The 14121-nt window shown below is 60.2% G+C and carries 17 protein-coding genes and 1 pseudogene; 4 read left to right on the top strand and 14 right to left on the bottom strand.

Annotation, left to right across the window (positions count from 1 at the left end):
• Positions 1–44: 44 nt before the first annotated feature.
• A complete protein-coding gene (locus PSCI_RS16350) occupies positions 45–503 on the bottom strand; it encodes a hypothetical protein (protein ID WP_045488920.1) in 459 nt (152 codons plus the stop codon).
• A gap of 194 nt (positions 504–697) precedes the next feature.
• Between PSCI_RS16350 and PSCI_RS16345 the strand changes: the two genes are divergently transcribed.
• The 3 genes from PSCI_RS16345 (at position 698) to PSCI_RS16335 (ending at position 1811) form a co-directional block, all read left to right on the top strand.
• The gene (locus PSCI_RS16345; protein ID WP_045488917.1) at positions 698–1039 is read left to right on the top strand and encodes a hypothetical protein; all 342 of its coding nucleotides are present in this window, start codon (positions 698–700) and stop codon (positions 1037–1039) included.
• Positions 1040–1120: 81 nt separating this feature from the next.
• Entirely contained in the window at positions 1121–1303 is a 183-nt protein-coding gene (locus PSCI_RS16340) for a type II toxin-antitoxin system HicA family toxin (RefSeq protein ID WP_045488915.1), read from the top strand.
• A 106-nt stretch (positions 1304–1409) separates the two neighbouring features.
• The gene (locus tag PSCI_RS16335) at positions 1410–1811 is read left to right on the top strand and encodes a type II toxin-antitoxin system HicB family antitoxin (RefSeq protein WP_045488912.1); all 402 of its coding nucleotides are present in this window, start codon (positions 1410–1412) and stop codon (positions 1809–1811) included.
• Positions 1812–1989: 178 nt separating this feature from the next.
• Here the strand turns inward: PSCI_RS16335 and PSCI_RS28680 are convergent.
• A pseudogene (locus tag PSCI_RS28680) lies at positions 1990–2169 on the bottom strand (DNA adenine methylase); the annotation flags it as partial.
• 532 nt (positions 2170–2701) lie between these two features.
• On the opposite strand from PSCI_RS28680, the gene PSCI_RS16330 reads away from it, so the two are divergent.
• Positions 2702–3397, top strand: coding sequence for a hypothetical protein (locus PSCI_RS16330; RefSeq protein ID WP_045488909.1), 696 nt, complete (start codon positions 2702–2704; stop codon positions 3395–3397).
• A 230-nt stretch (positions 3398–3627) separates the two neighbouring features.
• Here PSCI_RS16330 and PSCI_RS16325 read toward each other — a convergent pair whose 3' ends face one another.
• From PSCI_RS16325 to PSCI_RS16270, 12 genes are read right to left on the bottom strand one after another with little or no spacing between them, the layout of a single operon-like run.
• Positions 3628–4599 carry a hypothetical protein gene (locus tag PSCI_RS16325; protein WP_045488906.1) on the bottom strand — a complete coding sequence of 324 codons (972 nt, stop codon included), beginning with the start codon at positions 4597–4599 and terminating at the stop codon, positions 3628–3630.
• Positions 4584–5279 carry a hypothetical protein gene (locus PSCI_RS16320; protein WP_045488903.1) on the bottom strand — a complete coding sequence of 232 codons (696 nt, stop codon included), beginning with the start codon at positions 5277–5279 and terminating at the stop codon, positions 4584–4586. Before PSCI_RS16320 ends, PSCI_RS16325 begins: the two co-directional genes overlap by 16 nt.
• Positions 5276–5827 (bottom strand): baseplate complex protein, encoded by a 552-nt coding sequence (locus PSCI_RS16315; protein WP_045488900.1) that lies wholly within the window; start codon positions 5825–5827, stop codon positions 5276–5278. The genes PSCI_RS16320 and PSCI_RS16315 overlap by 4 nt, the downstream gene beginning before the upstream one ends.
• Positions 5824–6750 (bottom strand): hypothetical protein, encoded by a 927-nt coding sequence (locus PSCI_RS16310; RefSeq protein ID WP_045488898.1) that lies wholly within the window; start codon positions 6748–6750, stop codon positions 5824–5826. Before PSCI_RS16310 ends, PSCI_RS16315 begins: the two co-directional genes overlap by 4 nt.
• Positions 6747–7253, bottom strand: a complete 507-nt coding sequence (locus PSCI_RS16305; protein ID WP_045488896.1) for a DUF4376 domain-containing protein — start codon at positions 7251–7253, stop codon at positions 6747–6749. Before PSCI_RS16305 ends, PSCI_RS16310 begins: the two co-directional genes overlap by 4 nt.
• 7 nt (positions 7254–7260) lie before the next feature.
• Positions 7261–9522, bottom strand: coding sequence for a Kelch repeat-containing protein (locus tag PSCI_RS16300; RefSeq protein ID WP_045488893.1), 2262 nt, complete (start codon positions 9520–9522; stop codon positions 7261–7263).
• Positions 9523–9532: 10 nt separating this feature from the next.
• Entirely contained in the window at positions 9533–10132 is a 600-nt protein-coding gene (locus tag PSCI_RS16295; protein WP_045488890.1) for a phage tail protein, read from the bottom strand.
• A complete protein-coding gene (locus PSCI_RS16290) occupies positions 10125–11297 on the bottom strand; it encodes a baseplate J/gp47 family protein (protein WP_045488887.1) in 1173 nt (390 codons plus the stop codon). Before PSCI_RS16290 ends, PSCI_RS16295 begins: the two co-directional genes overlap by 8 nt.
• The gene (locus tag PSCI_RS16285) at positions 11287–11610 is read right to left on the bottom strand and encodes a DUF2590 family protein (RefSeq protein ID WP_045488884.1); all 324 of its coding nucleotides are present in this window, start codon (positions 11608–11610) and stop codon (positions 11287–11289) included. Before PSCI_RS16285 ends, PSCI_RS16290 begins: the two co-directional genes overlap by 11 nt.
• Entirely contained in the window at positions 11610–13652 is a 2043-nt protein-coding gene (locus tag PSCI_RS16280) for a phage tail tape measure protein (protein ID WP_045488881.1), read from the bottom strand. The genes PSCI_RS16285 and PSCI_RS16280 overlap by 1 nt, the downstream gene beginning before the upstream one ends.
• Positions 13653–13658: 6 nt before the next feature.
• A complete protein-coding gene (locus tag PSCI_RS29530) occupies positions 13659–13799 on the bottom strand; it encodes a DUF6890 family protein (RefSeq protein ID WP_045488878.1) in 141 nt (46 codons plus the stop codon).
• A gap of 23 nt (positions 13800–13822) precedes the next feature.
• On the bottom strand, positions 13823–14113 hold the full coding sequence (locus PSCI_RS16270) for a putative phage tail assembly chaperone (protein ID WP_045488875.1): 291 nt from the start codon (positions 14111–14113) through the stop codon (positions 13823–13825).
• Between the last annotated feature and the right edge of the window lie 8 nt (positions 14114–14121).

The raw sequence follows: 14121 nt of genomic DNA, 5'->3' as shown, positions 1-14121 counted from the left end.
GGCTCCTGTCATCGAAATAGCTCTTCTCGGTCCAAGCGATATCCTCAAAGCAATTCCAACACCAAGCCAACAATCACTTCATCGTCCACCAGCTCGTGTTCGTGGGAGTCAGGTCGGGATATCTTCCACTGGCCACCGAGACGCTGAATTACGCGCTGGTCGTCATGGGACCCCTTGATTGAAAATCTGACCGGCACCGACGTGTCCTCAGGCTCAGCGTGTGGAGCAAGCGTTAGAGTTTGACCCGCAGCATGGACCTGAAGCCCGTGGAAATGTGCTGGAAGCTGATGCCCGTGAACATCCACAGTTTGCGCGGAAATTGGACGCTTCAGTTCTAATAGACCTGTAGCTTTGGCTTGGTTCAAAGAGCCGAATGCGTGGTCTACAAAGAGCTCGGTCTCCCTCTGAGCTGCCGACACTAAAATCCTGGCTTTAACCAAAGCCTTTTGCTTGGCGTCATCGTAGTCTTTGAGCTTTTGCACGAGCCGTTCAATATTCGACATTTCTCTACCTTCCTGGTTGCGCACAAGCCACGAGCTGGGTTGCCCTGCTGTGCGAAATGATGGAGCACGAATGAGCTAATCTCACAGGTGAGAATGCCACGAGAGATAGCCCGATGATAGCCACATATCGCCCAGCCCTATCAACTTGCCTTGCCATGAATTACTGTACATCCAAACAGTAAAGAGGCTTCACCATGAACATCGACTTTGCTGCCGAAGAATGGCTCGGCACTCCCACCCAAGAGGAAATGCTGAGACATCATTGCGACCTGATCGAAACTGAAAATGATCTTCTGCGCGTAGATCTCGATCGCTACCGTCAGAACCAGGCAAAGCTGATAGACATGCTGTCGATTGCAACGGCGGAGCGCGACAAGCTGCGCGTTGAGTTGAGGCAAGCGGGAACCACGATTTCCAGCCTGCATCTGCAGACGTCTCAGCTCGATAACAAGCTGCGAAGCACGCAGATGATGTACGAAAGGTATGAACTCGGTGTTCGGGAGGCAGAAGCAAAGCGGCTTGCACAAAAATCCTGAAGTTTTTGTGTGTACTGTGTGTACAAAACAAAAACCAATGTGTACAGTACACACCATCAACGGCTGAGAACAGGAGGACCTATGCGAAGCCGGGATATGATGAAGCTGATCGAGGAGGATGGTTGGTATCTGGTGGCTACTAAAGGTAGCCATCATCAGTACAAACATCCTACCAAAAAGGGGCGGGTCACGATTGCACACCCAAATTCCGACATCCCTATTGGCACTATCAACAACATCCTAAAACAAGCCGGTCTGAAATGACCGGCTTCACCCAAAGCTTCGCGGATTACAGAAACCATCAACCTACAGAGGGAATGATTGAGAATTCCGGGATACTACGAATAGGTTCTGGAGGTACGAATACATTATGAAATTTCCAGTAGTTTTACACAAAGACAGCAATACAGATTTTGGCGTGACAATTCCTGACGTCCCAAGATGTTTCAGCGCTGGAGCCACCTTCGAGGAGGCACTGGACAACGTACGGGAAGCGTTAGCGCTACATTTCGAAGGTTTGGTCGAGGATGACGAAGAACTTCCTGAGGCCGCATCTATCGAAAGCCACATTACAAACCCTGAGTATCAAGGCGGCATTTGGGCAGTCGTAGAGTTCGACGTAACCCCCTACTCTGGTAAAGCCGTTCGATTTAATGCAACGTTACCTGAGAAGCTTCTCAGCCGCATTGACGAACGAGTGAAGCAAGACAGCCGATACGCGTCCCGTTCCGGTTTTCTCGCAAGCGCAGCACTGCACGAACTCTCAATCTAACAAAAGGGAAATTGGGGAAATTGGAAAAATTGGGTTACTCGGCGACATTGGGTAAATTTCCTTAATGGAGTAAATGATTTTAGGTTTCACGAATAGTAGTATCACCGGAATTCTAGGGCGCACTTGTGCGCCCTATCCGTTTCTAGTCCCCCGGAACCAGGCGAATTTGCCTCGGCGATCAGAACAGCATCCCCATCAAGCTCGGCTGCCAATTCATGACCACCAGCTCCCCCACAACCTCGGACTTCCCGATCCGCTGGTTTGTCATTGTGTACCCGATGTCCAGCTCCTTGATGTGAAAGCCTTGGAACACTTCACGGATGTCCGGGTGGTCGTTGATGCCGACCATCACCCTTCCAAGCTTGTGTGAGGCAATGCAAAGCGACGAGCGTCCCGAAATAGCCGCCAGCCCTTGCTCCCTGCGGCTCTCGACCCGTAATGCGTCCTTGGCCCACACAGCACTGTCACCAAATGTTTTGGACCTGTGCAGATTTTGAAAACCGCACCTTTCGCCAGTTTTCCAATTTTTCGTCCAGGCGGGCCGGGCCTTTCGCCAGATCGGTCGCCGTGGACGGCCTACAGCCCGCTGTGCAAACCCGTGACATTTTTCTGCAAAACTTGACACTGTGTGCAATGGCCTCTGCCCTGCGCAAGCCCACAGACGGCGTGGCCTGGAGCATTGATTGCACCACACCAAGGGTTTGCACTTTTTTGGGACACAAAGCCCGTCGGCGGGAGGGGGATAAGTGATTTTCCTTCGAGATTTTTTTTGCCGATGAGATTTTTGCTGATTTTTCCTGAAAATCTCTTGATAGCGCGAATCGCGCTATATATAGTTATCTCCATCAGCACGGCATCCCGCCAGCGCTGTACCTCTTGGAGATGACACCATGCAAGCATTCGCATCCGGCCCCTTTTCGTTCTACCCGGAGAAAGGCCCGAAAATCGCTGGCAAACCCCATACCCGCTGGCACGTTGAGTTCGATGAGACATTCCTGGCGGAAAAGACAGCCCCTACTTCCTCAACCAGTACCAAGCCTGATGTCCTGGAATTGTTCGCTGACGAGCTCGCGGCGTTTAAACGTGATCTGCAGCTGCAGCACGAGCCGGAAGTCGTGGAAGTAATCGACTTCGAAACGGATGAAGTTCTGGCTTGCCTGCAGGTCGTAGGTGACGTGGGCCTGACCGCCGGACTTATTGATGATCGATCTGATCTGTGGCTTCGTAGCAAGAACCGCCTACGCTCCAAGGCAGTAACCTTGGGCGGTCTGCTGGAGATCAGCGCTAAGCACAAGGCTCCACGCAATGCCTGGATGGTGGGTGTTCTGCCAGATGAGGTGACTACAACCGATCCAAGCGCATGGCGTGCTCCATCGCGCTGGGAGATCCGGTACGTTGTCGGCCAGGGTTCTTTCACCGGAGTGTCGGGAGCTGAAGCTGCCGCACTGGTGGGTGTTACCCCTCAGAACTTCCGCAAATACATGGCCTCTGAGGACACGTCCAGCCGCCAGTCGATCAGCTTCGCAATGTGGCATCTACTGCTAGACCGTCTGGATATTCAGCGTGTGGGGGTTGCCTCACACTGAACCGCAGGCTATAAAGTCTTCTGCCTGCCGAATAGGCAGCTCAGAAAAGATTGTGGCTTTCTAAGCCCAACTGCCGAATAGGCAGCTCAGTAAATAGCTCTACCGAAGCTGTACCCACTGCCGAATAGGCAGCTCAGAAAAAGCTATTCATAGCCAATCTGTCCACTGCCGAATAGGCAGCGTTAAAGAAAAGGCCCGCATTGATGCGGGCCTTTTTCATTCTGTGCTCCCTAAAGCGTCACAGCCCCCAACAATGCGGACAGCCCGCCCGCCTTCGCCGCCGCTGCAGTGAAAGCAGCCGCATTGTTCGGTGGCGGCGACTGAGGGTGCGTATGGGCCGCGATCTGCGTGTTCATCTCTTGCACCAGATCGAGCAGGTCGACCACCACCTGGAACAAATTCACGTTGCCCGACCCGATATGGTTCTTCGGCGCAACCAGGCGCTGGCTGCCCTGGGTGATGCTCTCGCGCAGGCCTGCGATCCGCTCCGACATATCGCCCTGGACGGCTGTGTTGTGCTTCTTGCCCACGACCAGGTTGTAATCGCGCCCGGTGGCCTGGTGCATGTCGTCCAGGGCGGCCAGGCTCGCGGTCCCGCCGCTGGCCAGCTTGAGCGCGCCCAGGGCCTCGACCTTCTTGATCCCCCCTACCGTCTCGGTGGAATGGTGCTTCACGTCCTGGACGTGGCTCTGGTACTGCTCGCTGTTGCCCAGCGCCTCGACTTCCCGGGTGATCGCCTGGTCGCGGATCTTGCCGTCAGTCTGTCGCAGCCAGTCGCCGTCCGCCGTGACCCGCTGCTGCACGCCGTCACTGTGCTGCCAGAGCTGGTCGCCGTTGGGCACCTTGGGCAGGCTCAGGCCATGCGGCAGGACCGACTGGATATAAGGATGGCTGGGCGAGCCATACGCGAAGCACACGACAACCCGGGTGCCCTCCTGGGGAAACGCGAACATGCCCATTTCCTCGCCGCCCGAAGGCAACGGCAGCGGCACGCCGGCAAGGATCGGCAGCGCCGGATCTGGCTCGCCGTCCTGACCCAAGACCTCGATGTCGACGCCGTAGCGCGGGCGGAAGTCATCGCATAGCCCAGCGTCGGCCGGGGCGTCCGGTACCGCAACCACGCGGCCAAAGCGCGGCAGGTGGTAACCGCCGGTGAGTTCAGGGAAAAGGCGCTCTACGCTGCGCTTTATTGCGTCGTCCATTTGATGGCCATCTGTGTGCCGGCCAGCGCAACACTGGTGATGCGCTCGCCCTGGTTAATTGTCACGCCCGGCCGCAGGCCTGGCAGTGCTGAAATCATCGCGCTCTGGTTGCCCTGGTACCCGTCGAACAGGTTGACCGGCAGTTGCAGCGGCTCGCGTGCGCCAAAAAAGCTGTCGGCCCAAGAGCCGACGAATATTTCCCCGTCACCCTGCTGCTGCCAGATCAGATCGTCGATGCCGAAAACCCGGGCCAGGCTGTCCATGGCCAAGGTGCCGGCGGCCAGGCTGTAGAAGAACGGCGCCTTTACCCGGGTGTAGTCCTGGTCCGGTACCCGAAACTTGAGGCCGGTCTTGCTGCTGATGTCGGCCAGCACGGCGCGCAGGTCGACATGGCGCAGGTTCATCGGCAGCGGTTGGGTCAGCACTGCGGCCAGCTCGCGGCAGTACACCACCTGCTCCCGGCCATTCGCCGCGGTGCTGCGCTCCACGTAGCCGATGAAGTGCCGCTGCAGGGTCGCGTCGTTGTAGCCGATGTCGAACGTGACCAGTTGGCCAGGCTTCGCGGCGCTGGCCTGGACGGTGAACGTGGCCCGCCCTGGGCTTTTCAGGTCCAGACGCACGTCGTCCTGAACCAGAGCTTGGACGGCGCCGCCAATCGTCAGTACCTGGTGCAGCTTCATGCTTTGCCCCCCAGGTAGTTGTCGACTTTCTTCAGAACCGCTTCAAACCCGGTCAGCTCCTGCGGTGCATCGTCTTGGCCTGAGGCGGCAGACCTATTGCTGCCAGCAACGCCGTCACCTGGTGCGGACTGGCTGGCCACGTCGTTGCCGGCGCGGCGCTGCTCCTTTTTCTCAGGGTTCGACAGCTTTTCAGTCAGGGTGAACTGAATGATCCACTGCTGCAGCGTGTCGTCCTCCCGGGCGCTTACACCCTCGGTAAACGTGACCTGACGGATCCCCATTGCTTGGGCCGTATCGTTGACGATCCGGTATGTCGTCTGCTGGCCACCGCCTTCGGTACCTTCGGCCAGGCGCATGAGTGTCTGCAGATCCTCAACCTTTTTGAACGGGATGGTCATGGCCACGGTGAGCGTCTTCGGCTTGAAGCCCTTTTCGGACTTGTCGGTCGCGCTGGTCTGCCCGGACATGTCGGCCGCCTCGATCTTCAAACTGCCGGTGAGCTTCATCCGGTTGCCGACTATCTGTGTGCCGTTGAGCAGGATCGTCATAGGCCCACCAGTTCCCGCACGAAGCCCAGACCCGGCAATGACCCCACCAGCATGAGGCCCGACGACAAGGCCCACTCATGCCCCGGGGCGTCTGCGCCTTCCAGGATCTGCCGGCGCAACTCGGCAGGATCACCCGGGCCGACCAGGCGCGCTTGCATCGAGGCGTCTGGCGACCCATTGGCGAGCAGATCCTGCAGGTCAGTCAGCGTCTGGCTGTGCTCCAGGGTCTGCTGCGCCTTGCGCTGCGCCAGTTGGGCCAAGTCGCTGAGCGGTGAGCTGTCGGCCGCGTAGCTTTCCAGTTGTGCGATCTGGCTGGTCATCGCCTGGCTGGCGGCTTTCAGCACGGTGCAGCGCTCCAGGGGCAGCGCTGACCAACGCGGCAGCGCGCCGGCAGTGGGCAGTTCCCACTTTTCGGCCTCGAGGCGGAAGATCTGCCCGGCCCGGCGCTCGGCTCGCTGCAGATCCGGTATCGGCATCAGCGCATTGAAGGTGGACAACGTGCTGGCCAAGCCGTCATAGCGCGTGCCCAGAAACAGCAGCACCAGGGCGTATTGCTCGCCGGCCGGGCGCTGCGGGTCGCTGCCGTCCTGCAGCTTGTCTGCCAGACGCTGCAGCACGTTCGGGGCCGAAAGGTAACGCTGATAGCCTTTGCCTTCACCGACTCCGGACTGGAACGGTGTCACGACAATACACTGCGGCACCTCCCCAAACTGCGCATCGAGCGCTGCCCGGCCGGTGCCGATCACGCCCTGGACAGCGGCGCCGATCGTACTCAAATCCGTGCTGGCCAGCGCCTGCAGTTGACCCAAACGCTCGCTGGCACCGGCAAGCTGCGCAGCGGCCAGCTCCTGGCCCTGGGCGATGTCATCCATCCAGCTCGTGGCCTCGGTTGGCCACTGCAGCGTCACCGGTGCCCAGGTCATGCCGGCACCATCACTTCGTCGTACGCCACCTGGTAATGCGCGAAGAACTGCTCAGCGATATTGATCGCCCGAATGTCATCGAGGGTTTTCGCCGCGTTGATCAGTTCAGACACGGCGCGTTCACCCCGGAAGCATCCGCGCACATGCGCGGCCATCGACTTTGCGATCGGCTCGATCTCGGCCAGGGTCACGACCTGCCAGCCGTTGACCGCTTTCCAGTCAGTATCAGGGATCAGCCCGTGTTTGAGCGTGGTGTACGCATTCCCGAGTTGTGCTTGACTCTCGCGGTCAGTGAGGATCTGCAACCCGTTTGCAAGCGTCAGTCCGGTGGTTTCGAACGTGAAGCGGTGGCTGGCCAGCTCGGCCTGCAGATCGGGTTGATTGAGGCCGACAGCAAGCGCCTCGGCCGCCTCGGCAGAGTCGGCAAGCCAATAGCTTTCGTACATCTGTTCTGTGTTGATGATCAGCGCCTGGCCGTCAGCAAACGATTGGACCTGGTACATGAGTCACCTACGCGATTTTGACAAAGGAGTTGAGGAAGCCGGCACCGGATTGCCCGGCAAAGGCGTAGATTTCGCCATTGATGACGTTCTGGGATTGGCTACGGCGAACGCCGCCACCAGACGGCAGTTGTTCCCACTTGTCTGTTGGCGGGTCATACACCCACAGTTCGGCGATAACCGTGTTGTTGTCTGTCATACCGCCGTAGTGGTAAATCTTGCCGTCGACCTCGGAAAGCCGGCCGTAGACCCGTCTGGTCGGCAGTGCCGTCAGCGCGGCCCAGGTGTTGTCAGCCGGATTAAATGCCTTGAAAAAACCGTTTTCGTAGACATACATTTTGCCGACGCACGCCACTGCATCGATGCCGTTGTAGTTCAGCGCTGGCCGCTCACCGATGGTTACCCATTTGTCGGTGTCGAACTCGTAGACCCACAGTGCGGCAGGACCGTAGTTGTAGTATTGGATGCCGCCCCAGACGTACATCTTTCGTCCGATTACCACTGCCGAATGACTGATTCGCTCTGAGGGCGCGTTCGCCTTGGACGTCCAGGTACCTGCTACCGGGTCGTAGACCCGAAGGGTTTTTACCCAGGTCGGGGACGTGTCGCCACCACCCCCGAACAGGTACAGCTTGCCCTCAAACTCAACCATCGTGGCACCGCTACGTGCTGCACCTGTTTGCTCACCGACCAGTTGCGCCCATTGATTGGTCGCTGGGGTGTAGCGCCAGAAGTCAGTGGGGTAGCCGCCGTTCGACCCGCCGTACACATAGAGCTGGCCATTACAAACGGCACTTGCGGCGAAAGACCTCGCCGTCGCGCCGGCGTTCAGGAAGGTATACACGCCTTTCAAAATGTCGCTGGTGGTGAACGACACGACGGCGGACCATTCGGACTCGCCCAGGGTCGCGCCCTTGTGCTTGAGGCGGCCATAAACCAGCGTGGCAAACGGCAGCGCGTTGGGCGGCTGGAACGACACCAACTGCGTGGTGCTGAACCCTGAGTCGTACAGAATCGTCGAAAAGTCGGCTTTCAGGGACAACTGCAGGCGGCTGGACGCATGGGTGTCACTGCCCCCATAAACGCTGAAGGCGTCGCTCGTCAGCTTGCCCGAGGGGCTGACCTTGACTGCCCCGTCCAGCGGACTGGTGATCGTCGGCCGGCGGATGTACACCGATGCCGTGTTGAACGTCACCACCGTTGACCACGCCGATTGCAGCGTCTGGCCCACGAACAGCCCCCGCGTGTAATAGCGCTTCGACGGATCCAGGCGTTTGCTGAATCGCGCCAGGGCAATGTTGACCAGATCCGTGGCCACGGTTTCATCCAGCACCAGGTCAGTGAACGCGGCATCGCGTGCGACCTGCAGGCGGGTTTGCTTGTGCGTGTCGTAGCCGGTCGGGTAGACGGTGAATGCCGATAGCGCGAACGTCGGTTCAAACCCTACGTTTGCCGCGTTGTTCGCCGGTGAGGTGATCACCGGCGCCGCGATCGCAGGCGCTCCCAGCGCGACCTTGAACGGCACATCGACACCGTCACGGGTCACGGTCAGCGTGACAACACCGGCAGCGGCGCCGGATGGGATGGTGAGCGTGATGGTGTCGCCACTGCGGGCCAGAGTGCCCAGACTGGTGCGCACGGCCCACGTGGCGCCGATACTGTAGTCAGTGATCTTGTACGTGTTGTTGCTGCCCGGGTAGACCAGGTTGGGGCCGTCCAGGTTGACCAACGCCGGCGGCGTCCAGTTGTCCAGATCCAGCTTCTTTTCCAGCTTGGTTTCGATCACAGCCAGGCGGTCGTTAACCCGGGCGAACAGCACCGAGTAATCAAACTGCCAGGTCTTCGCCGGCACGGTGATGCCGGTCAGCGCCTGGGCGCCGTTGTACTCCAGCACGATGTTGCGGGTCAGGTTGTTGCCGGCCTGCAGCGGCGGGATCTCGCGGCGCTTCTGCAGCAGCGGCACATAGGCCACGATCAGCAACGTGCCTTCGGTCGTCTGCAGACCGATCCAGTTGAAATCGAAGTCGCCCAGCTCGCTGGTCATCAGCAGGCTGTAGACGACCCGGTTCGCGTCCAGGTAGCCGAAGTGCTGAACGTCTTCGCTGTGCACGATCTGCTCGGCGGCCGGCAGGCCTGCGGCCCGGTCAACGGGCTTTGAGGTGTCCAGGCCCGGCACATTGGCCAGGATGAACCGGGTCACGTCGACGGTCTGTTTGGCCGCTTGTTTCTGCGCAAAAAGGCTCTCGCCGGCCAGGGTAATGCTTGCACCCATGGGTGTTTCCTTACTGAGTAATGAGGGTCATGTGGTCGTGGTCAAGCTGGTGGGCCAGCAACGCGACCCCCACGGTGTCTGTGTCGTCGAATCGAGCGGTGATCGTCATGTGGTCGCTGGCCACGTCGTACGCATCGAGCTGCAGCACGACATGCGTAGTACCGACCAGTTCGTAACGCCGGCAGGTGCGCCCGTATTGATTGACGATCAGGTCCAAAAGCATCGGGTAGTCCGATAGCTGCTGGTCGCTCAGCAGCAGTTGCACCACGTCCCAATCCCGGTTGTGCTGCCGCTCCAGGATCTGCACGTCACCGATGCCCAAACGCTGGAAAATCCGCTTGAAACCGATCGTTGAACCGGCGTCCTTGGCATTGGCAAAGGCGTATTTCACGCGCAGGCGGTACAGGCTCAGCGGTTCGCCACGGAACCGGCTGATGTCGCGCTGCCAGGCCAGCAGGTCCAGGATCTGCACATGGCAGGTTTCCGGATCGAGCTGCAGCAGCGGCCAGGTCATCCAGGCCTCGGCCCGGTCCCACCAAGCCTGTGCGGCGGCCTTGAGCTTTGTGGCCTCGGCTCCATCGAGCCAGAACGGGAGTTCGAGCTTAATCACCGATGGCCACCTGCAGGTTGCGGATCCGGGGGATGTTCAACTGCGACACGATGTCGGTGTTCTCAAAGCGGAGCGACTCAAGACCTGGGAACTGCTGGTGCAGCTCTTCGCCCAGGCGGCTGAAAGAAAACCGCGACTGCGGCAGCGTCAGAGTCAGGACGTAGCCGGTGCCGGCGGTTTCGCGGAAGGCGGTACGCACGAACTGCTCAACGCTGGCCAGCAGCGCCTGGCGCTCGTCCGCATTGAGCGTCAATCGCGGCCAGATCTGCAGGCTGATGTCGTGCTGGGTTTCCGGCATGACCTGGACCAGCAGGTCGTCGCCGTGGCCATGGTTGCCCTCGATCGTGACCTGGGCGTTCATCTGCTCGATGTAGCTCGCCGCCGGCACGCCCTGGTCAAACAGCACAAAGGCGTTGGCCGTGCCCGGGCCACGTGGCGCGCCGTGCTGGAAATACACACCGTTGACCGACACGCCCTTGAAGTTGCTCAGGATCGCCCTGTACACGCTATCGGTGTGCCACTGGTTCACAGCGCTGAACTGGTTGCGCACGCGCAGCCGCAGTTCGTCGTCCAGCTCGTCGTCGAGGCCGGGTGTGGTCAGCCAGTCGGCCGCGTTGGTAACTGCAACGATGCCGGCGATTGGCGTCGGCAAAACCGCGTAGTAACCCGGCGCCAGGTTGTAGCCGGCACCGGCCTGAGCCGCGATAGCCGGAATTTGTAGTTGTGACTGACCGGCTTGGAATACGCCCAGGGCCGTGGTCACCAGTTGATACACCGTGCCGTTGATCGAGGCCGACTGAATGACCGTGCCGATCGGCACCTGCAGCGTGCCGGTGCTGTCAGCCCGGGTGAACAGGATCTGCCCCACCGCGCGGCCGGCACCTTTGCGCTCCACGTCGACCGCCCAGGCCAGCATGTCGAGCCAGGCGCCGCCGGCGGTCTTGACGAAGAAGTTCGGCAACACCGTATCGCTGACAAACGTCAGCAGCCACAGCAGCGGCTTGGTGACCAACGCGCTGATGACCCGCCAGAACGGCGAGTAAGCCGACGTGTTCGACAGTTGGCTGCCCTGGGCAATAACCTCGGCTTCCCAGGCAGCGCGCAGGCCTGCCTCGGTCGTTGGGATACCCGAATCAGCCAGTGCCTGCTTGAAGTCAACGGCCAAAGGTCACCCCCACATCACCGAACTGCAGGGTCTTGGCCGTAACCAGGTACTTGCCCAGATCCTGCTTGATGATCCGGGCCGTGCCCGGTACCAGCCGCACGTCGTTCTCCACCAGCAGCTCCAACTGCTGAATGCAGTCGCGCTGCCGCAGGGTGTTGCGCTCGCCCAGCAGGGTCACCAGCAACCCGGACTCTCGGATCATGTGACCGATGTCCTGCGCGATACACGCACGGTCAGTGACCTGTTCCGGCTGGCGGGCCAGATCCAGGGCGAAGTCGTTTTCGACGATCAGCAGATCTACAAAGTCGCTCATCAGCCCACCGCCATGCCGATCATGTTTTCCAGCTCCAGGTTGGTCATTGGTTTGGTGTTGGTCAGGTTCAAGTTTTCAACGTGCACGCCGGATTTCGCAGGCTGCGCGCTGGTGTTGGTCGCGTTGTTGTTGGTCTGGATCTGGCGCAGCAAGCCGCCTTGGGGCACGGACTCGGCGCGCTGGGGCGACACGCTGCCCACTGCGGCGCTCATGCGCTTGCGGGTCTGCTCGGCCTGTTCGCCCAGATCTGGAGTGGTGACCAACTGCGCGGCTGCAGGCGTGGTCACCAGCGGCGCGGAAATGCCAGGGATCTCAGGGGCTTTAGGCATGTCACCGAACACGGCATCGATCTCGACGCCCGGGATCTTGTTGAGCATGGCAACCAGGCCGTTGATGGCATCGCGGAAGATGGCCACGATCCCGTCCCATGCCGCGCTGGCCAGGCCGGTCCAGCCGCCGATCGTGCCGAACCAGGCCGACAGCGCGTCGAGCTGGCCCGCGATCCACTGAAACGCCGCGGTGTTCATCAGGGCGCCGGTCCACTCATCCCAATAGATGACGGCGGCCGCGACAACCACGCCCAGGGCGACGATGCCGGCAATGATCAAGCCGACCGGGTTGGCCAGCATGGCCGCGTTGACCAGCCACATCGCACCCTGGAACAGCAGCATCCCGGCGCGGGCCACGCCCATGACCGTGTAGAACGCGGTCATGGCCACGACCTGGGCAGCAAACACAGCGGCATGCACCACGAACATGGCGATCGAGCGGAAGCCGGTCCAGGTCAAGATGTTCCAGACGGTGACCATGCCCAGCCAGGCCAGCTTGCCGATCCCGACGACCAGGGTCAGGGCGGACATCGCCGCGACCAGGCCAAAGACAGCCAGCACGGTGATACCCAGCACCCGGGTGATGTTCGGGAACAGCTGGGTCCAGCGGGTCAGGGTCTTGGCAATGCCAACCAGGCGATCCATCAGCGGCGTCAGCATTGGGATCAACGACTGCCCGAAAGCGATGCGCAGCGCTTGAACGGCGGCGCCGAACTGCTGCCACGGATCCACCATCGCCTTGGCCATCGCCTCGGCGTTCTCCAGCCCTCGGACCTTACCGATCTGCTCCAGGCCGTTGCGCAGCCTGTCACTGTCCTTGGCCAGGGCGGCGATTACCTGGGCACCTTCACCACCGAATGCCTCGGTCAGCTTGGTGCCGGCGGCCGCCGTGGTCAGGTCGCCAAACTTGCCCTGCAGCTTGTCCAGGATCTGGATCATCGGCAGGGTTTTGCCCGTGGCGTCGGTGAGTTTCAGACCGGTCTTCTCGGCGGCTGCGCCGATGTTCTCGAAAAAGGCTTTGTACCGGCCTCCGGCATCACCGCCTTCCATTGTGCTGCTCAGGGTGCCAATGACCGCCATTTGCTCGGCCACGCTGATGCCGGCAGTCGTGGCGATTGCTCCGACTTCCTTGAATGCGTCCTTGAGCTGCGCGCCGTCCGTGCGGAACAGCTTCACGGCCAGAGCCGTCTGCCCGGTCAGCTGCTCGACCCATTCGACCTTGCCCATCTTGTCGGCTTCGGTTTTGAAGAGGTTATACATCGAGCCGATGTAAGCGCCTGCAGTTTCCGCGTCAGCCTTGGTGACCTTGGCCAGCAGGTTGCTGGAATTGGTGATGGCGGCCAACTGACCGCCGACCAGCCCTTTGATCGCCCCGTCGATCGCACGCGAAGATGCCACGAACTCAGCGGCGCTGGCCGCGTAATCGACGGAAAACTCCAAGGCTTTGCTGTTGAGCGATGACAAGGCGTCCTCAGCCACGCCCAGGGCGCGCACATCTCCCAATGCCCGGTTGACCTCCAGCGCCGGCTGCAGCGATTCGGTGATAGCCATCCCGGCACCGACCATGCCGGCGAAGCCAGCACCCATCTTGACGATGCTCTGCTGCCCTTGGTCGGCCAAGTCGGTGATGCTGGCTTTCACTTTGCCCAAGGGCGCAGTGATCTTGTCAGTCAGTGACAGGATGAAAGCCAGGCGGGATGAGGTATCAGCCAAGGTTGCTTATCCTTTGAATGCTTGGGCAATGCCTTCGGCGACCGCGATTCCCATCCGTCGCCAATATTCGTCTTCAAGCCATTTGGCCGTGCCCAGGGTGTCAGTGGTGGCCACCATCCCTGGCAGCCAGCGCAGTTGCAGGGCCATTAACTGGCCCAGCCCGTCGTCCTTCAGTCCTTCGGCGTGGTCGAGGGCTTTTTTACGATGACTTCAACGTCAGGCGAGTAGTCCTCAAGCAGCGCACTGGCGATCTGCATCGCGCCGATCGGGTTGACCAGGAGCGGCTTGAGTCGAGCTTTCTGCTCCTGCTTGATGGTGTTCATCAGCAGGTTGTGCGCCGGCGCGATCTTGTTGTTCGGCGTGGTCGCGTTGTAGTACTTGGTCACGTCCATCGGGGTCATGGAAAAGGTGAACTCTTCGGTACCGACTTCAAGGGTGATTTCGCGGTTAACTTCGCTCATGGTGCTTT

The organism is Pseudomonas sp. StFLB209, from assembly GCF_000829415.1.
GTDB lineage: Bacteria > Pseudomonadota > Gammaproteobacteria > Pseudomonadales > Pseudomonadaceae > Aquipseudomonas.
The sequence above is the reverse complement of the archived record's forward strand: the minus strand, read 5'-3'. Positions and strand labels throughout refer to the sequence as shown.